Here is an 18,432-nt window from a genome sequence, read left to right as displayed (position 1 = left end):
ACCGGGCAGTGACCTGCCATGTCTTTCAAGGGAGAACAATAAATGGGCAACACGCGCACCCGCCACACCCGCATCAACCGCTGGATCTCGACCGCCATGCTGCTGGCCGGCATCAGCGCGGCCGGCATGGCCAGTGCCGAGACGCTGCGCTTCGCGCACGTCTACGAGACGTCCGAGCCCTATCACAAGTGGGCCGTCTGGGCCGGCGACCAGATCGAGAAGCGTACCGACGGGCGCTACACGGTCGAGGTGTATCCGGCCTCGTCGCTGGGCAAGGAGGCCGACATCAACGAGGGCCTGTCGCTCGGCACCATCGACCTGATCTTCACCGGCAACCAGTTCGCCGGCCGTTCCTACGGGCCCATCGGCATCGCCGGGGCGCCCTACATGTTCCGCGATTTCGATCACTGGAAGGCCTACGCGCACAGTGACCTGTTCAAGGAGATCGCCAAGGGCTACCAGGATGCGACCGGCAACGTGCCGCTGGCGCTCAACTACTACGGCAAGCGTCACACCACCTCCAACAAGCCGATCAACACCCCCGCGGACATGAAGGGGCTGAAGATCCGCGTGCCCAACGCGCCGATGTACATGATGTTCCCGGAGGCCGTCGGCGCGAACCCGACGCCGATCGCCTTCTCTGAGGTCTATCTGGCGCTGCAGCAGGGCGTGGTGGATGCCCAGGAGAATCCGCTGCCGACCATCAAGGCCAAGAAGTTCTACGAGGTGCAGGACTACATCAACCTCACCGGGCATATCACCGATTCGCTGCTGACCATCGCCGGCGGGCCGTTCTGGAACCGGCTCTCCGACGAGGACAAGACGATCTTCCGCGACGTCTATCAGGAGGCCGGCGAGCACATCACCCAGGACGTCCGCCAGTCCGAGGCAGAGCTGGTGAGCTGGTTCGAGGACCAGGGCGTGACCGTCAACAAGGTGGATACCAAGCCCTTCCGCGAGGCCGTGATGCCCTACCACAACGGGGACGCCGCCACCTGGGACCAGGAGACCTACGACCGTCTGCAGGCACTCGGTCAGTAACGCCACCGCGTGAACACCGCCTTCCCTTCATTACCCGCCCGGCGGCCATGCCCCGGGCGGGGTTCGGAGACCGCGATGACGGAACAACGCCAGTCCCATGACAGCGAGGCGCTCGAGGCCCTGGCCGCCCCCGACGAGGCCCCGTTCGACCCGCGCGACTACCGAATCGAGGACTACGTCACCCTGGGCATCTTCTGGGTGCTCGCCCTCGATGTCTTTCTCCAGTTCTTCAGCCGCTATGTGCTCGGCGACTCGGTCGCCTGGACCGAGGAGATGGCGCGCTACCTGCTGATCCTGGTGTGCTTCATCGGCGGGTCCATGGCGGTACGCCGCAACTCGCACATCATGGTCGAGTTCTTCTACCGCTACATGCCGCCGGCGATGGGGCGCCTGCTCTCGACGTTTGTCGATCTGGCGCGGATCGTCTTCTTCGCCGCCGCCGCCTGGATCACCTACGGGCTCGCCGGCCGCACGCACTCGATGATGGTCTCGGTGGACATTCCCAAGAGCTATCTCTACTACGCCGTCATGGCCGGCTTCCTGCTGATGCTGTTGCGGGCCGTGCAGGTGGCGATGCGCCACTGGCGGGACGGCACCAGCGAGCTGCTGGCCGGCGACGACGACCGATAACCCTCCCTGGAGCTGCGCGACAATGTCCTCCACGCTGTCACTTCGCCACGGGCGATTCATGGTTCCCCCGGTCGTCGCCATCCTGGCGGTGGCCTTCTGTGTCGTGCTGGCCCTCCAGGGCCAGTACATCGGCTTTCTCTTCGCCACCCTGTTCACGCTGCTGGTGATGGGGGTGCCGATCGCCATCTGCCTGGCGGGCTCCTGCCTGCTCTATGTCTATCTCAGCGGCCAGGTGCCCGACATCATCGTCGCCCACCGCATGATCAACGGGGTGGACAGCTTTCCGCTGCTGGCGATTCCCTTCTTCATCCTGGCCGGCAACCTGATGAACAACGGTGGCATCACCAACCGCATCTTCGACTTCGCCCTGGCGCTGATGGGCTGGATGCGCGGCGGCCTGGGACACGTCAACGTCGGGGCGAGCATCGTCTTCTCGGGCATGTCCGGAGCGGCGGTGGCCGACGCCGGCGGGCTCGGCACCATCGAGATCAAGGCCATGCGCGACGCCGGCTACGATCAGGAATTCGCGGTCGGCATCACCGCCGCCTCGTCGACCATCGGGCCGATCATTCCTCCCAGCCTGCCGATGGTGATCTACGGCGTCATGGCCGGGGCCTCGGTGGGACAGCTGTTCGTGGCCGGGCTGGTGCCGGGGCTGCTGATGGGCGTGGTGCTGATGGTGATGATCGCCGTGCTGGCGCGTCGCCGCGGCTATCAGCGCGACACCACCTTCGCCCTGAAGACGCTGCGGATCACCTTTGCCCGGGCCTTCCTCTCCCTGCTGACGCCGGTGATCATCGTCGGCGGCATCATCACCGGCATGTTCACGCCCACCGAGGCGGCGATCGCGGCGGTGGTGTACGCCCTGTTCCTGGGCACCGTGGTCTATCGCACCCTGACCTGGCGGCGTCTGGTGCAGGTCAGCATGGAAACCATCGAGACCACCGCGATCATCCTGATGATCGTCGCCGGGGCCTCGATCTTCGCCTGGATCCTGACCAGCAATCAGGTGACCCAGCAGGTCGTGGCGCTGTTCGGGCCGATCGCCGACAACCCGGTCGCCGTGCTGCTGCTGATCAACTTGGTGCTGATCATCGTCGGCTGCTTCATGGAGACGATCGCCGCCATCACCATCCTGGTGCCGGTCCTGCTGCCGGTGGCGGTCAACGCCGGCATCGACCCCGTGCACTTCGGCGTGATCATGGTGCTCAACCTGATGATCGGCCTGCTCACGCCGCCGGTGGGCATGGTGATCTACGTGCTGTCACGGGTCTCGAACATTCCCTTCGAGCGCTGCATGCGCGGCACGCTGCCGTTTTTGGTGCCGCTGTTTCTGGCGCTGCTGCTGGTTACCTTCATCCCCGCGCTGTCCATGTGGCTGCCGACACTGATCTACCGCTAGGAGACTCTTGACCATGACCCAGGATATTGCCGCCCGCGTCTCCGCGGAGGAACTCGGGCGCTTCATGCGCGAGGCGCTGCGCCGCTGCGACGTCGACGAGACCGCCGCCGAGGCGGTCGCCCGGGCCCTGCTGACCGCATCGCGCATGGGCACCGACAGCCACGGGCTGCGCCTGCTGCCGCACTACATCCGGGCGCTGCAGGGCGGGCGCATCCAGGCCCGGCCGGCCATGCGCTTCACGCGGCGCCTGCCGGCGACGGGCTACCTGGACGCCGGCGACGGGCTCGGCCATCCGGCGGGGTACCAGGCCATCGAGCGGGCGATCGAGATGGCCGAGGAGACCGGCATGGGGGCGGTGGCGGTCGGCAACTCGTCGCACTTCGGTGCCGCCGGCTGCTACGCGCTGGAAGCCGCCCGGCGGGGCTACATGGGGATGGCGTTCTGTACCGCCGACGCCCTGGTGAACCTGCACGACGGCACCAACGCCTTCCATGGCACCAATCCCATCGCCTTCGCGGCGCCGGTGGCCGCGGGCCAGCCCTACCTGGTCGACATGGCGACCAGCTCGATTCCCTGGAATCGCGTCCAGCAGTATCGCGCCATCGACCGCACCCTGCCGTCGAACGTGGTGGTCGATGACCGCGGCGGCCTGACCACCGACCCGCACACGGCCGCCTCGCTGCTGCCGCTGGGCGGTGCCGACTTCGGCTTCAAGGGGGCCGCGCTGGCCGGCATGGTCGAGGTGCTCAGCGCCAGCCTGTCGGGCATGCTGCACGGGTTCCGGCTGCTGCCGATGCTCGGCGAGGACATGCACACCCCGCGGGGCATCGGGCACTTCTTCCTGGTCATGAATCCCGGGGCCTTCGTGGAACGCGAGGTCTACGAGCGTGCCATCGCGGCCTACCTCGAGGATCTGCGTGCCCAGCCCGCCGTCGAGGGACGCGAGGTGCTGGCGCCGGGCGACCGCGAGTGGCGCTGCCAGGCGCAGCGTGACGCCGAGGGGATCCCGCTGGACTCGGCCAACGTCGCGGCCTATCGGCAACTGGCCGAGGCGCTGGACGTGGAACCGTTGCCGCTGACCTGACCGGGGGGCAATGCAGTACCATAGGGCGCAGACACGGTTGGCGAGGAGTCGCAGCGAATGACGAAATACAAGGTAGAACGCAAGACGCTGTCCGAGCAGGTGGCCGAGCAGCTCGAGAAGGACATTCTCGAGGGGCGGCTCAAGGCGGACGATCAGCTGCCCGCCGAGCGCGAGCTCATGGAGCAGTTCGGCGTCGGCCGGCCGGCGGTGCGCGAGGCGCTGTTCTACCTGCAGCGGCTGGGGCTCATCGCCATCAACAGCGGCACGCGTGCCCGGGTCATTCGCCCCACCGCCGAGGCCGTGATGGCGCGGCTGTCCGGCGTGACTCGCCAGCTGCTCGCCCAGTCGGAAGGGCAGCAGTACTTCCAGGAAGCGCGTGCCATGTTCGAGATTTCCATGGCCCGCTATGCCGCACAGCACGCCAGCGCCGAGGATATCGACAGCCTGCGTCGCGCCCTGGAGGAGAACCGCGAGGCGCTCGACGACGATACCCGCTTCAAGCGCAGCGACAACGACTTCCACGGCGTGCTGGCCGCGATCGCCCGCAACCCGATCTTCAGCGCCGTGCACGAGGCGCTGTCGGAATGGCTCGACGACCGCCGCGCCCATGTACTCCAGCGCGAGGGCGAGGACCATGCCGCGCTGCGGGCGCATGTCGAGATCGTCGAGGCCATCGCCTCCGGCGATCCGGATGCCGCCGAGGCGGCGATGCGCCGTCATCTCGATCGCCACTACGGTACCTACCGGCAGCTGAAGGAACGCCTGTCCGACGAGGACTGATCCGGGGCGGTACCGGTACATCGTCAGGTCCAGGAGTCAGGTGGTAACAGGGGCGCCCATCGGCGCCCCTGTTCGTTGCTGGGCCCGTGCTTCCGGCCCGCGGTGAGGCGACCTACAGCGAGACGCCGCGCTTCCAGGGAATGAAGTCGTGCTGCGCCAGGCGCACGGCCCGGGGCTGATAGCGTCCCGAGGCGGTGTCGATGCACAGCTGCAGCAGTTCATCGGCCAGTTCGCCGATCCGCGCCTCGCCGCGGATGATCGGCCCGGCGTCGAAGTCGATGAGATCCGGCAGGCGCTGCGCCATCTCGCTGTTGCTGGCGACCTTGAGCACCGGGGCGATGGGGTTGCCGGTGGGTGTGCCCAGGCCGGTGGTGAACATCACCAGGTTGGCCCCCGAGCCGACCAGCGCCGTGGTGGATTCCACGTCGTTGCCCGGGGTGCACAGCAGGTTGAGTCCCTGGCGCACGGTCGGCTCGGTGTAGTCGAGCACGTCGACCACCGGGCTGTCGCCGCCCTTCTTCGCGGCGCCGGCGGATTTCATGGCGTCGGTGATCAGCCCGTCGCGAATGTTGCCGGGCGAGGGATTCATCGAGAAGTGGGCGCCGACGGCGGCGGCATGACGCTGGTAGGCGTCCATCAGCTCGCGGAAGCGCTCGGCCACATGATCGTCGCGACAGCGGGCGACCAGCTCGTGTTCCACGCCGCACAGCTCGGGAAATTCGCTGAGGATGCCGCTGCCGCCCAGCGTGACCAGGCGGTCGATGACCGCCCCCACCAGCGGGTTGGCCGACAGCCCCGAGAAGCCGTCGGAGCCGCCGCACTCCACGCCGATGGTCAGCGCCGACAGCGGCGCCGGCCGGCGCGTGACCCGGTCGGCTTCCTTGATGCCGTCGAAGATGGTGGTCAGGGCCTCGCGGATCAGCGCGTCCTCGCCCTGGGCGGCCTGCTGCTCGAAGTAGTGCACCGGGCGCAGCCCCTGCGGGTCGCGCTGCGCGACGGCCTGCCGGAGCATCTCGATCTGCGCCTTCTGGCAGCCCAGGCTGAGCACGGTGGCGCCGGCGACGTTGGGGTGACAGATGTAGCCGGCGAGCAGCTGGCACAGGGCCCGGGCGTCGTCGTCGGTGCCGCCGCAGCCCAGGGTGTGAGTCAAAAAGCGCACGCCGTCGACGTTGGGAAAGAGTGGCTGCGAGGGCGGGGCGTCCCTGGCGGCACCGGCCTCGCCGTGGAGCAGCTCGCGCGCCATGCGCTTGTAGTCGCGATAGGGGTCCTCGCCCAGCGCATCGGCGACACACTGGCGCAGCACCTCGATGTTGCGGTTCTCGCAGAATACCAGCGGCACCACCAGCCAGACGTTGCTGGTGCCGACCCGGCCGTCCGGACGGTGGTAGCCGTCGAAGGTGATGCCGCTGAAGCGTCTCACGTCCGGGGCGCTCCAGTGGTCGCGGTGGGCCTGGGCGGGGTGGCTGTCGGTGGAGTGCTCGGTGTTCTCGGTGGTGATCGCGGCGCCTTCGGCGATCGCCCGGGTGGCCCGGCCGACGGTGACGCCGTACATGATGACCAGCTCGCCCTCGGCCAGCGGAGCGAGCGTGAACTTGTGCTTGTGGCGCACGGCTTCCGTCAGGCGCACGGTCCGCCCGTCGTCGTCGATCTCGGTGCCGGCCGGCAGGTCCTTGAGGGCCACATGCACGTTGTCGAGTGCATGCACGCGCAGGCTGGGGCGCTGAAAGGTGTCGCTGATGATGGTCTGGCTCATTGCAGGATGCTCCGTCCCGGGGCGGTTCTGGCGCCGCCCCGGTAGTCTCGTTCAGTCGGCCACGACACGCTGGCGCTGCTCGCCCAGGCCGTCGATGCCCAGGCGCATGGTCTGCCCGGCCCGCAGGTAGGTGGGCGGTGTCTGACCCATGCCCACGCCGGGAGGCGTGCCGGTGGAGATCACGTCGCCGGGCTGCAGGCTCATGAAGCGGCTGAGGTAGCTGATCAGGAAGGGCACCTTGTAGACCATAGTGCGCGTCGAACCGTCCTGATAGCGCTTGCCGTCGACCTCGAGCCACAGGTTCAGGTCGTGGGGGTCGGTGATCTCGTCGGGCGTGACCAGCCACGGGCCCAGCGGGCCGAAGGTGTCGCAGCCCTTGCCCTTGTCCCAGCTGCCGCAGCGCTCGAGCTGATACTCGCGCTCCGAGACGTCGTTGACCACGCAGAAGCCGGCGACGTGCGACATCGCCTCCGCTTCCTCGATGTAGCGGCCGCCCTTGCCGATCACCACGCCCAGCTCGACCTCCCAGTCGGTCTTCTGCGAGCCGCGCGGCAGGACGACGTCGTCGTCGGGGCCGCAGACCGCGCTGGTCCACTTGTTGAAGACCACGGGTTCGGCGGGAACCTCGGCACCGCTTTCGGCGGCGTGGTCGGCGTAGTTGAGGCCGATGCAGATGAACTTGCCGATCCGGCCCACGCAGGGGCCGATGCGGGTATCGGCGTCGATCATCGGCAGGCTGTCGATCGGCAGCGCCGCGAGCGCGCGCAGTCGCGCGGCCGCCAGCACGTCGCCGGCGAGATCGTCGATCTGCCCGGACAGGTCGCGAAGGGTACCGTCCTCGGCGAGCAGGGCGGGTTTTTCCTGGCCCGGAGGGCCGACGCGCAGCAGTTTCATGCGTGGGTATTCCTTGTGATCGAGAGAGTGTCCATGGTCGAGAGTGTCCAGCGAAATCAGGCCAGCCAGCCGCCGTCGATGACCGAGAAGGTACCGGTGGTGTAGGCCGACTCGTCCGCGGCGAGGTAGGTCGCCAGTGCGGCGATCTCCTCCGGCGTGCCCAGGCGCCCCAGGGGCTGGCGCGCGATGAACTCGGCGTGGACGTCGGCCTCGCTGCGGCCCTGAGCGGCGGCCTGGTCGGCGATGCGCTGCATCAGCGAGGGCGAGCTGACGGTGCCCGGGCAGATGGCGTTGCAGCGAATGCCCCGGGCCAGATAGTCCACCGCCACCGACTTCGTCAGGCCCAGCACGGCGGCCTTGGTGGTGCCGTAGGCGAAGCGGTTGGGCACGCCCTTCAGGCTCGAGGCCACCGAGGCCATGTTGATGATGCTGCCGTGCTCCCGCTCCAGCATGCCGGGCAGGAAGGCGCGGATCATCCGGTACATGGCCGTGACGTTGAGCGACAGGGAGCGCTCCCAGTCGTCCTCGTCACACTCGAGCAGCGAGCCGCTGGCGACATGACCGGCACAGTTGAACAGGATGTCGATCCCGGGCAGGGACCGGGCCAGTTGCGCGATGGCTCGGGCGTCGAGCACGTCGAGCCGGTGGATCTCGATGCCGGGCACGTCCGCCAGGCTTTCCAGCGCGTCGGTGGCAATATCCGTGGCATGGACACGGGCGCCCTCGGCCGCGAAGCGTCGCGCGGTCGCGTTGCCGATGCCCTGACCGGCGGCGGTCACCAGGGCGGTCTTGTCTCGAAGTCGCATGGCGGCCTCATGGTGGCGGTGTCATTGACTGACTTATTGTATGACAGGATAACAGCCTGACTGTCACGTCGAGTATGGTACAGCCGTCGTCGACTTGCCATACCCGGCGGCACGGCGGGCATTGGCTTTTCGTCGGGGAATGCGGGAACGCGCGGGAACGGGGAAAAGGGAGACGACGGAACGGACGGCCTGTCCCGGGTGCCGCGGCGGCATCCGGGACGCCGGGTGACGGGCTCAGTGACGCCGGGGCAGGATACGCCCCGGGCTCATCAGCTCCTCGGGGTCGAACAGCCGCTTGATGCCCTCGAGCAGCTCGCGCTCCACCGGGGCCAGGCCGGCCAGGTAGGGGGCCTGCTTGACCCGGCCGATGCCGTGTTCGGCACTGATGCTGCCGTGATGGTCGTCGACCAGCGCGAACAGTTCGGTTTCCAGCTCGTGCAGCAGGGCCTTCTTGTCGGCCAGCGTGAGCCCGGCTGGCGGCAGCAGGTTGAAGTGCAGGTTGCCGTCGCCGATGTGGCCGTAGGCGATCACCGTGGTATCCGGCGAACGCTCGACCATCCGGCGGCTGGCGGCCGCGAAGAAGTCGGCCAGGGTCGAGATGGGCAGGGCGATGTCGGTGCGCAGGTGTTCCCCGCGCAGCTGCTGGCCCTCGACCATGCGCTCGCGGATCTGCCACAGGCGCTCGGCCTGGGTGTCGCTGCCGGCCAGCACGCCGTCGAGAATCTGCCCGGCCGCCATGCCGGTCTCGAAGAGGTGCTCGATCAGGGCGTCGAGATCCAGCGGGCCGCTGGCGGCGACCTCCAGCAGCACGTAGATGGGGTAGGGGCTGCCCAGCGGGTCGGGCAGCGAGGGATCGGCCTCGAAGGCGAGTTCCAGGCAGGCGCGCGGGATCAGCTCGAAGGCACTGAGCAGGTCGCAGCAGCTGCGTCGCGCCTGGCCGTAGAGGGCCATCGCCGCGGCCACGTCGGGCACGGCCACCAGGGCGGTGCGCGTGTTGTGCGTCCGGGGAGAGAGCCTGAGCACCGCGCCGGTGACGATGCCCAGCGTGCCCTCGGCGCCGATGAACAGCTGCTTGAGGTCGTAGCCGCGGTTGTCCTTGTGCAGGGCGTGCATGGCGTTCCAGATCCGCCCGTCGGGCAGCACCACCTCGAGGCCCAGCACCAGCTGGCGCATCATGCCGTGGCGCAGCACGTTGAGGCCGCCGGCGTTGGTGGCGACGTTGCCGCCGATCTGGCAGCTGCCCTGGGCGCCGAGGCTCAGCGGGAAGTCGCAGTCGTGGTCGGCGGCGGCGTCCTTGACCGTCTGCAGCACGCAGCCGGCATCCACGCTGATGGTGAAGTTGAGCGGGTCGATGGCGCGGATCCGGTTCAGCCGCTCGAGACTGATCACCAGCTCCGGACGCGCGTCGTCGGGAAGGGCGCCCCCCACCAGTCCGGAATGCCCGCCCTGGGGCACCATGGGGATGCCGTGACGACGGCAGTGGGCGACGACCGACGCCACCTCGTCGGTGGTCCGTGGCCGGGCGACGAGCAGCGGCTCGCCACGCCGGTCGCCGGCCCAGTCGGTGGTGTAGCGGGGCAGGTCGGCCGGATCGTCGATGACCCCGGCCTCGCCGAGCTGCTCGACGAGGAAGGCCTTCAGGGGCGCGGGATCGATGGGCATGGCGGTCTCCTTTGCAGCGTTACCGGTACCAGAGGATCAGGCCGGGGAAGAGCAGGAAGGCGGCCAGCAGCAGCAGCAGGGTCAGGTAGAAGGGCAGCAGGCTCTTGACCAGATGTTCCATGCCGACCTTGCCCACGCCGCAGCCCACGTAGAGCACCGTGCCGACCGGCGGGGTGATCAGGCCCAGGCCGAGGATGAACGACATCAGCACGCCGAAGTACACCGGGTCGATGCCCAGCTTGACCACCACCGGCGTCATCAGCGGCGCCAGGATCACCATCGCCGGGGTCAGGTCCATGAAGAACCCCACCACCAGCAGGAACAGCGACAGCAGCAGGAGCAGCAGCAGCTTGTTCTCGGTGATCGCCGACAGGCTGACGACCAGCTGCTGGGGGATCATGTTGGCGGTCAGCAGCCAGGCCAGCACGCTGGCGAAGGCCAGCAGCAGCATGACCACGCCGGTCAGCCGACCGGTGGCGATGCACAGCCGGAAGAAGCGTTTCAGGGACAGGCTGCGGTAGATGAACATCGACACCGCGATGGCGTAGATCAGCGCGATCGCCGCGCTCTCGGTGGGCGTGAAGACCCCGGAGAGGATGCCGCCGACGATGATCACCGGCAGCAGCAGCGCGAGCAGCGCATCCTTGAGTGCCAGCCCCAGCTCGCGGAGCTCGAAGGGCTGGCCCTTGCCGGTCTTGCGGGCCTGAAGGTAGGTGGTGACCGCCAGGCCCAGGGTGATCAGCACGCCGGGCACGATGCCGGCCATGAACAGCTGCGAGATCGAGGTATTGGTGACCACCCCGAACAGGATCATGGGGATCGACGGCGGAATGATGATGCCCACCACCGAGGCGGCGACCACGATCGCCGTGGCCAGCGGGCCACTGTAGCGGTGCTGCTTCATGGGCTCGATCATCATGCTGCCCACCGCGGAGGCGTCGGCCACCGCCGAGCCGCTGATGCCGCCGAAGAACATCGAGGTCAGCACCGCCACCTGGCCCAGCCCGCCGGCGACGAAGCCCACCAGGGCGCTGGCCAGCCGCACCAGGCGCTGGGCGATGCCGCCCTGGCTCATCACCTCGCCGACCAGGATGAACAGCGGAATCGCCAGCAGCGGAAAGGAGTCGAGCCCGTTGACCGCCTGGGCGACGATCGGCGACAGCGAGTAGTCGGCGGCGAAGAAGATGAACAGGCTGATCGCTGCCAGCCCGAACGAGATCGGCAGGCCGATGACGATGCAGATCGCCAGCCCGACGAGAATGCTCCAGAGAATCATGAGGCGGTCCCCCGCAACAGCTTGACGAGCGCCAGGGTATTGGCGATCAGGGTGAGCACGGCCATCACCGGCATGGCGCTGTAGAGCACGCTTCTGGGGATCTGCAGCATCGGCGTGGCACTGGTGAAGCCCGACAGCTGGTCCCGGAAGCCGAACAGGATGCACACGCAGACGATGTAGATCACCGCGATGCACAGCAGGGCGAACAGCTTGCGCAGCGGCGCCGGGGCCTTGTCCTGAAAGTAGGTGACCGCGACGTGTTCGCGGTCGATGCTGCCCAGCCCGGCGCCGAGCAGCACCAGCCAGATGAACAGCACGCGGGAGAGTTCCTCGGCCCAGGCGTAGGAGTAGTTGAGCACGAAGCGGCCGAAGACGTTGGCCGCCACGCAGAACACCACGCCCAGTACCAGCAGGCCGACGGCGACTTCCAGGGTGGTCTTGAGCAGGGCGAGCGCACTGCGTGAGGAATGGGATGCGTTCATGGCGCCCTCCGAATACGGCGCGTCGGGCGGGCTCCGAGGCCCGCCCGACGCCGGTCGGTGATTACTGGGAGACCGCGCGGACCTTGTCGATCAGCTCGCCGCCGATCTTGTCGCGCCAGTCGTCGTAGACCGGGGCCACCGTCTCCTGGAAGGTCTTCATCTGCTCCGGGGTCAGCTCGGTGATCTGCATGCCCGAGTCGGCCAGCTCCTGCTTGATCTGGTCGTTCATGGTGCGGCTGACGTGGCGCTCGTAGTCACCCATCTGCTTGGCCGCCTCACGCAGGAGCTGCTGATAGTCGTCCGGCAGGCGCTTCCAGAAGCGCTCCGACACCAGGGTGATGAACGGCGTGTAGACGTGGTTGGTCTCGGTGGCGTAGTCCTGCACCTCGTTGAACTTGGAGGACTGGATGGTGATCCAGGGGTTCTCCTGACCGTCGACCACGCCCTGCTCCAGGGCGGTGAACAGCTCGGCGAAGGACATCGGCGTGGGGTTGGCCCCCAGCGTGCGCCAGATGTCGAGGTGAATCGGGTTCTGCATGGTGCGGATCTTGAGGCCGTCGAGATCCTCCGGCGAGCTGACCGGATGCTGACTGTTGGTCAACTGGCGGTAGCCGTTCTCCGCCCAGCCGATCGCCACCAGGCCGTTGGTCGAGGCGTCCTCGAGCATCTGCTGGCCGATCTCGCCGTCCAGGACCTCGTCGGCGACTTCCGGCGTGGGGAACAGGAAGGGCAGGTCGAAGAGGGCGAACTTCGGGAACATGCTGACCAGCGGCGAGGTCGACGGTGCGGTCATCTCCAGGGTGCCGGACTGCAGGGCGCTGACCGCCTGCAGGTCGTCGCCCAGCTGGGCGCCGGGGAAGAGTTCGACCTGGATGTGACCGTCACTGCGCTTCTCGACGATCTTCTCGAAGTACTCGAGCCCGCGATACTGGGCGCCGGACTGGGTGGTGCCGATGCTGAACTTGATCTTGAAGTCGCCGTCGGCCTTGACGACATCACCCTTGACGTCGGGGATCGGCGGCATCTCGGTGGCGGCGCTGGCCTGCAGGGCGGTCAGGCCCAGCAGGGCGCCGCCGATCAGCGAAGTCACGCGGGTCATTGTGGTTGTTTTCATGCTTGGCTCCTTGGTGTGGCTGACGTGTGCAAGACACGTGGCGTGTGGGCCGGGCGGGCAGACACCGCAACCCGGTCACAAATGAACAAACTATGCTGAATAATGTTTGTTTCGTTGATCTCTATGTTGAACTTACACGACTTCGGCGCTCGATGAGAGTTGATCGTTGGTCGAACATGCCCGGGCGGTTGCGCTCACGACTGCCAGGCGTCGCCGTCGGGGAAGTGGTAACGCGCGAGCGTGTCGGCGTGCATGGTGATGCTGTAGCCGGGGGCCTCGGGCAGCCGGTAGCGGCCGCGCTCGATGCGCACGGGGTCGAGGAAGTGCTCGTGCAGGTGGTCGACGTACTCGAGCAGGCGGCCCTCCAGCGAGCCGGAAACGGCGATGTAGTCGAACGCCGAGATGTGCTGGGTGTACTCGCACAGGCCGACGCCACCGCCGTGGGGGCAGACCGGCACGTCGTACTTGGCGGCCAGCAGCAGCACCACGATCACCTCATTGAGCCCGCCGAGCCGCGCGGCATCGAGCTGGCAGTAGTCGATCGCCCCGGCCTGCAGCAGCTGCTTGAACATCACCCGGTTGTGGCAGTGCTCGCCGGTGGCCACCCCGATGGCCGGTGCCAGGCGCTCGCGAATGGCGGCGTGGCCGAGGATGTCGTCGGGGCTGGTGGGTTCCTCGATCCACAGCGGGTCGAACTCGGCCAGGTCGCGCATCTTGGCGATCGCCTCGTCGACGTCCCACATCTGGTTGGCGTCCATCATCAGGCTGCGCTGCCAGCCGATCTCCTCGCGCAGGATCTGCGCCCGGCGCCGGTCCTCCGCCAGGTCGCCGCCGACCTTCTGCTTGAAGTGCTCCCAGCCTTCCTCCAGGGCCTCGCGGGCCAGGTGGCGCATCTTGTCCTCCGAGTAGCCCAGCCAGCCGGCGGAGGTGGTGTAGCCCGGGTAGCCCGACTCGCGAAGATGCGCGATCCGTTCGGCCTTGCCGGCCTCGTTGCGCTTGAGGATGGCCAGTGCCTCCTGGGGCGTCAGGGCGTCGCTGACGAAGCGGAAGTCCAGGCAGCGCACCAGTTGCTCGGGCGACATGTCGGCCAGCAGCTGCCAGACCGGCTTGCCCTCGCGCTTGGCCCACAGGTCCCAGACGGCGTTGATGATCGCGGCGCTCGCCAGGTGGATCACGCCCTTTTCCGGCCCCAGCCAGCGCAGCTGGCTGTCGCCGCTGGTCAGCTCGCGCCAGAAGCGGCCCATCTCGGCGGTGATGGTTTCCAGACGCTGGCCGACGATCCGCGAGGCCAGCGAGCGCACGGCCGCCACGCACACCTCGTTGCCGCGGCCGATGGTGAAGGTCAGCCCGTGGCCTTCCCGGCCGTCGCCGGCGTCGGTGGAAAGGATCACGTAGGTGGCCGAGTAGTCCGGAGCCGCATTCATTGCGTCCGAGCCGTCCAGGTCGCGCGAGGTCGGAAATCGAATGTCGCGCACGTCGAGGTGGGTGATGGTGGTCATGCCTGCTCCTTGCCATGTTGCCGGTCGTCGCCGGGACTCAAGCCTCCTGGCAAGGTAAGCGGTAACTGCGATAACCTTCCAATCAAAATTTTGTTTCTGCGATTTCTTCTGGTTATCAAAATGGCACGCGTTGCCGTGCCGGGGAGCGAAGTCCATGGACCCCCTGTCATCCGCCGGCCTGCTGGGCTGGCTGCGCTTCAAGCATCTGGTGCTGCTGACCACGCTGGATCGCAGCCGCAACCTGCACGCCGCGGCACGCGCCATGCACCTGAGTCAGCCGGCGGCGAGCAAGATGCTGCGCGACCTGGAAGGCTTCTTCGGTTTTGCGCTGTTCGAGCGGCTGCCGCGCGCCATGCTGCCCACCGAGCTGGGCGAGCCGGTGATCCGCCATGCCTGGCGGCTGCTCAACGAGGCCGATCGGCTGGTCAGCGACATCAACGATCTGCGGGCGGGCGGCTATGGGCGGTTGCTGATCGGCGCGATCGCGGCGGCGGCGCCGGAGATTCTGCCGGCGGCGATCGCCCGCTTGAAGCGCGAGCGTCCGCGGCTCTCCATCCACCTGCAGGAGCAGACCAGCGACCGGCTGCTGATCGAGCTCGAATACAAGCGCCTCGATCTGGTCATCGGCCGGCTGACCCATGTCAGCCAGCACAACCAGTTCGACTTCGAGCCGCTGCGTGACGAGCCGCTGCGCGTCGTGGTGCGGCGCGATCATCCGCTGACGCGGGGAGTTGCCGTGCCGAGTCTGGCCACGCTGGCGCGCTGGCCGTGGATCCTGCACCCGCTGACCAGCCCCATGCGTGGCGTGTTCGAGACGGCGCTGGCGGCCGAGGGCGTGACCTCGCCGGACAATGTGGTCGAGACCACCTCGATCCAGACCACGCTGCAGCTGCTGCTGGATTCGGACATGCTGGCGGTGCTGCCGCGTTCGGTGCTGCGGCGCCCGCTGGAAAGCGGCCAGTACGTGCTGCTCGAACGCATCATCGGCAAGCCGCTCGACTATTACGGCATCATCACGCGGCGTGACGAAACGCTGCCATCGACGGCCCGGGCACTGATCGAGCACCTGCGGGAGCTGGCGGCACGTCCCCTCGAGGGTGTGACGGGAGAGGCGTCGGGCGGGGAGGTGAAGCGCCCCTGAAACAGCGACGGGACGGCCGAAGCCGTCCCGTCGGGGTCATGCGTGGCTCAGCGGCTCAAGCGCCGCTCAGCCCTCGCGCCGGCCGTCGACCAGGCGGTTGAGCTGGTACGGGTTGCTTTCCCTGAGCGCCTCCGGCAGCAGGTCATCCGGCAGGTTCTGGTAGCACACCGGGCGCAGGAAGCGCTGGATCGCCGCGCTGCCCACCGAGGTGGTGCGCGAGTCCGACGTCGCCGGGTAGGGCCCGCCGTGGACCATGGCGTGGCACACCTCGACCCCGGTCGGCCAGCCGTTGACCAGGATCCGCCCCGCCTTGCGCTCGAGGATCGGCAGCAGCGCGCGGGCGCTGTCGTGGTCGGCGTCGTCCAGCTGCAGCGTGGCGGTCAGCTGGCCCTCCAGGTGCTCGGCGACCTGGCGCACTTCCGCCTCGTCGGCACACTCGACCACCAGCGACGTGGCACCGAACACTTCGGCCTGCAGCGCCTCGTCGGCGAGGAAGTCGGCCGCCGCGGTGACGAACAGCCCCGGCCGGCACTGGTTGGGTTGCTCGCCGGCCTGGCCACGGGCCACTTCGCGGGTCCTGTCATGATTCGCCAGGTTGTCCACGCCGCGGGTGTAGGCATCATGGATGCCCGGGGTGAGCATGGTCTGGCCGGCGCTGTCGCGTACCGCCCGGCCGGCGGCCTCGACGAAGGTGTCGAGTGCCGGGCCCTTGACCGCGATCACCAGCCCCGGGTTGGTGCAGAACTGCCCGGCGCCCAGGTTGAGCGAGCCGACGAAGCCCTCGGCCATGCTCTCGCCGCGCGCCTCGAGCGCCGCGGGCAGGGCGAACACCGGGTTGATCGCGCTCATTTCGGCGTAGACCGGGATCGGCTCGGGACGCGCCTGGGCGGTGGCGACCAGCGCCTGGCCGCCGCGGCGCGAGCCGGTGAAGCCCACCGCCTTGATGCGCGGATCGGCGACCAGCGCCTGACCGAGTTCGATGTCGGCATCATAGAGCAGCGAGAACACGCCCTCGGGCAGCTCGCAGCGGGCCACGGCCTTCTGGATGGCCCGGCCCACCAGTTCGCTGGTACCCGGGTGGGCGGAGTGCGCCTTGACCACCACCGGGCAGCCGGCGGCGAGGGCCGAGGCGGTGTCGCCGCCGGCCACCGAGAACGCCAGCGGGAAGTTGGAGGCGCCGAACACCGCCACCGGGCCCAGGGCGATGTGGCGCTGGCGCAGGTCGGCCCGCGGCAGCGGCGCTCGTTCGGGCAGGGCCGGGTCGACGCGCACGTCGAGCCACTCGCCGGCGCGCACGACATTGGCGAACAGTCTGAGCTGGCCGCAGGTACGCCCGCGCTCGCCCTCGATGCGCGGAATCGGCAGGCCCGACTCGTCGCTGGCGCGCTCGATCAGGGCATCGCCCAGCGCCTCGATCTCCTCGGCGATGGTCTCGAGGAAGGTGGCGCGCTCCTCCAGCGAGGTCTCGCGGTAGGTGTCGAACGCCGCTTCGGCGAGCTCGCAGGCCCGCGCGACGTCGTCCGGGGTGCCGCCGGCATAGACCGGTTCCAGGCCCTGGCTGGACGACGGATTGATGGCCTGGATCTCGCCGCGGGTGCCGCGCACCGCCTGCTGGCCGATGAGTTGCTTGCCTTCCAGGGTCATGGTTTCTCCTTCTGAGTCAGAACTGGGTTAGAGCGTGTTGACGGATGTCGCGGTCTCGACATCCGTGGCCTCGAAGCACAACGGGTTGCGCAGGGGGCGTCCGAAGACCGGAATCTCGATCTCGAAGCGATCTCCCTCCCGGGTGCGGACGTCGTCGGCAAAACTCAATGTCGCGGTGCCGAAAAAGTGCACATGGACATCGCCGGGACGCCGGAAGCCGGCGTACTTGAAGTGATGATGCTCGAGGTTGGCGAGGCTGTGGGCCATGTTGGCCTCGCCGGTGAGAAACGGCTTCTCCCACAGCGTCTTGCCGTCGCGGACGATGCGGCTGGTGCCCTCGAGATGGTGGGGCAGCTCACCGACGAGCAGCTCGGGACCGAAGCTGCAGGCGCGCAGCTTGGAGTGGGCCAGCCACAGGTAATTGTGGCGCTCGGTGACGTGGTCGGAAAATTCATTGCCGACAGCATAGCCGATTCGCCACGGCTGGCCAGCCTCGTCGATCACGTAGAGCCCCGCCAGCTCCGGTTCCTCGCCGGCGTCCGCGGCGAAGGCGGGCACCGGGATGTCGGCCTCGGGGGCGACCACGCAGTCGCCGTCGCCCTTGTAGAACCATTCCGGCTGCGCGCCGACCCGGCCCGGGTCTGGCTTGCCGCCCTCGACACCCAGCTTGAACATGCGCATGGAGTCGGTCAGCTGGCTCTCGTCGGCCTGGGCCTTGGCATGCATGGCCGAGCGGGTATCGGCGCTGCCCAGGTGCGTCAGGCCGGTGCCGGTGACCAGGCAGTGAGCCGGGTCGGGATGGGTGAGCGGGGGCAGCAGGCGATGTTCGCGGACCAGCTCGGCGTAGTCGAGCCGCTCCTCGGTCAGTGCCGACTCGACCACCGCGGCCAGCGAGCGCCGCTCGCGAATGGCGCGGCGTGCCAGGCCGTAGGTGCCCTCGTCGGCCGCGACCCGACGCACCCGGTCGGGACTTTCCACCACCGCCACCTGCGGGCGGCCCTCGTGTTCATACTGGATGAGTCGCATGGCGATCTCCGCTTGGGTTGTAAGGAGGGAACCTACACCAGCCACATGGCCAGGTCGGGGAAGAACAGCAGACCGAACAGCACCACCAGCTGGATGGCGATGAACGGCAGCAGCGACACGAAGATGTCCTTCAGGCTGATGCCCGGTGGCGCCACGCCCTTGAGGTAGAAGGCGGCCGGGCCGAACGGCGGTGACAAA

Annotated in this window: 16 protein-coding genes; 6 read left to right on the top strand and 10 right to left on the bottom strand. The window is 68.2% G+C overall.

Features of this window, described 5'->3' with window-relative positions; genetic code table 11:
- The first annotated feature begins 42 nt into the window (after positions 1 to 42).
- The 5 genes from KGQ91_RS15175 (at position 43) to nanR (ending at position 4,937) form a co-directional block, all read left to right on the top strand.
- The gene (locus tag KGQ91_RS15175) at positions 43 to 1,041 is read left to right on the top strand and encodes a sialic acid TRAP transporter substrate-binding protein SiaP (protein ID WP_224421438.1); all 999 of its coding nucleotides are present in this window, start codon (positions 43 to 45) and stop codon (positions 1,039 to 1,041) included.
- A 75-nt stretch (positions 1,042 to 1,116) separates the two neighbouring features.
- Positions 1,117 to 1,671, top strand: coding sequence for a TRAP transporter small permease (locus KGQ91_RS15170; protein ID WP_163648514.1), 555 nt, complete (start codon positions 1,117 to 1,119; stop codon positions 1,669 to 1,671).
- A gap of 58 nt (positions 1,672 to 1,729) precedes the next feature.
- Positions 1,730 to 3,073, top strand: coding sequence for a TRAP transporter large permease (locus tag KGQ91_RS15165; RefSeq protein ID WP_224421437.1), 1,344 nt, complete (start codon positions 1,730 to 1,732; stop codon positions 3,071 to 3,073).
- A 13-nt stretch (positions 3,074 to 3,086) separates the two neighbouring features.
- Positions 3,087 to 4,157: an Ldh family oxidoreductase gene (locus KGQ91_RS15160; protein ID WP_224414484.1), complete on the top strand. Its 1,071-nt coding sequence runs from the start codon at positions 3,087 to 3,089 to the stop codon at positions 4,155 to 4,157.
- A 57-nt stretch (positions 4,158 to 4,214) separates the two neighbouring features.
- The gene (gene nanR, locus KGQ91_RS15155; RefSeq protein ID WP_224421436.1) at positions 4,215 to 4,937 is read left to right on the top strand and encodes a transcriptional regulator NanR; all 723 of its coding nucleotides are present in this window, start codon (positions 4,215 to 4,217) and stop codon (positions 4,935 to 4,937) included.
- A gap of 112 nt (positions 4,938 to 5,049) precedes the next feature.
- On the opposite strand, the gene KGQ91_RS15150 is transcribed toward nanR, so the two are convergent.
- From KGQ91_RS15150 to KGQ91_RS15115, 8 genes are all read right to left on the bottom strand, one after another.
- Positions 5,050 to 6,690 carry a UxaA family hydrolase gene (locus KGQ91_RS15150; protein WP_224421435.1) on the bottom strand — a complete coding sequence of 547 codons (1,641 nt, stop codon included), beginning with the start codon at positions 6,688 to 6,690 and terminating at the stop codon, positions 5,050 to 5,052.
- Positions 6,691 to 6,741: 51 nt separating this feature from the next.
- Positions 6,742 to 7,584, bottom strand: a complete 843-nt coding sequence (locus KGQ91_RS15145; protein WP_163648519.1) for a fumarylacetoacetate hydrolase family protein — start codon at positions 7,582 to 7,584, stop codon at positions 6,742 to 6,744.
- Positions 7,585 to 7,640: 56 nt separating this feature from the next.
- Entirely contained in the window at positions 7,641 to 8,390 is a 750-nt protein-coding gene (locus KGQ91_RS15140; protein ID WP_224421434.1) for an SDR family oxidoreductase, read from the bottom strand.
- 234 nt (positions 8,391 to 8,624) lie between these two features.
- Positions 8,625 to 10,052, bottom strand: coding sequence for an FAD-binding oxidoreductase (locus tag KGQ91_RS15135; RefSeq protein ID WP_224421433.1), 1,428 nt, complete (start codon positions 10,050 to 10,052; stop codon positions 8,625 to 8,627).
- 19 nt (positions 10,053 to 10,071) lie between these two features.
- On the bottom strand, positions 10,072 to 11,328 hold the full coding sequence (locus tag KGQ91_RS15130) for a TRAP transporter large permease (protein WP_224421432.1): 1,257 nt from the start codon (positions 11,326 to 11,328) through the stop codon (positions 10,072 to 10,074).
- A complete protein-coding gene (locus tag KGQ91_RS15125) occupies positions 11,325 to 11,810 on the bottom strand; it encodes a TRAP transporter small permease (RefSeq protein WP_224414491.1) in 486 nt (161 codons plus the stop codon). Before KGQ91_RS15125 ends, KGQ91_RS15130 begins: the two co-directional genes overlap by 4 nt.
- Before the next feature lie 61 nt (positions 11,811 to 11,871).
- A complete protein-coding gene (locus KGQ91_RS15120; RefSeq protein WP_224414492.1) occupies positions 11,872 to 12,924 on the bottom strand; it encodes a TRAP transporter substrate-binding protein in 1,053 nt (350 codons plus the stop codon).
- A gap of 194 nt (positions 12,925 to 13,118) precedes the next feature.
- Positions 13,119 to 14,423 (bottom strand): L-fuconate dehydratase, encoded by a 1,305-nt coding sequence (locus tag KGQ91_RS15115; RefSeq protein WP_224414493.1) that lies wholly within the window; start codon positions 14,421 to 14,423, stop codon positions 13,119 to 13,121.
- A 154-nt stretch (positions 14,424 to 14,577) separates the two neighbouring features.
- Here KGQ91_RS15115 and KGQ91_RS15110 point away from each other — a divergent pair, with 154 nt between their 5' ends.
- Complete coding sequence (locus KGQ91_RS15110; protein ID WP_224421431.1) at positions 14,578 to 15,564, top strand: LysR family transcriptional regulator; 987 nt, start codon at positions 14,578 to 14,580, stop codon at positions 15,562 to 15,564.
- A 66-nt stretch (positions 15,565 to 15,630) separates the two neighbouring features.
- Here KGQ91_RS15110 and KGQ91_RS15105 read toward each other — a convergent pair whose 3' ends face one another.
- Positions 15,631 to 17,208 (bottom strand): aldehyde dehydrogenase (NADP(+)), encoded by a 1,578-nt coding sequence (locus KGQ91_RS15105; RefSeq protein WP_224414495.1) that lies wholly within the window; start codon positions 17,206 to 17,208, stop codon positions 15,631 to 15,633.
- Between the two features lie 27 nt (positions 17,209 to 17,235).
- Positions 17,236 to 18,234: an AraD1 family protein gene (gene araD1 / locus KGQ91_RS15100; RefSeq protein WP_224414496.1), complete on the bottom strand. Its 999-nt coding sequence runs from the start codon at positions 18,232 to 18,234 to the stop codon at positions 17,236 to 17,238.
- Positions 18,235 to 18,432 lie beyond the last annotated feature (198 nt).

The sequence above is a fragment of the Modicisalibacter tunisiensis genome (assembly GCF_020148005.1).
GTDB classification, from domain to species: Bacteria; Pseudomonadota; Gammaproteobacteria; order Pseudomonadales; family Halomonadaceae; genus Modicisalibacter; species Modicisalibacter tunisiensis.
The sequence above is the reverse complement of the archived record's forward strand: the minus strand, read 5'-3'. Positions and strand labels throughout refer to the sequence as shown.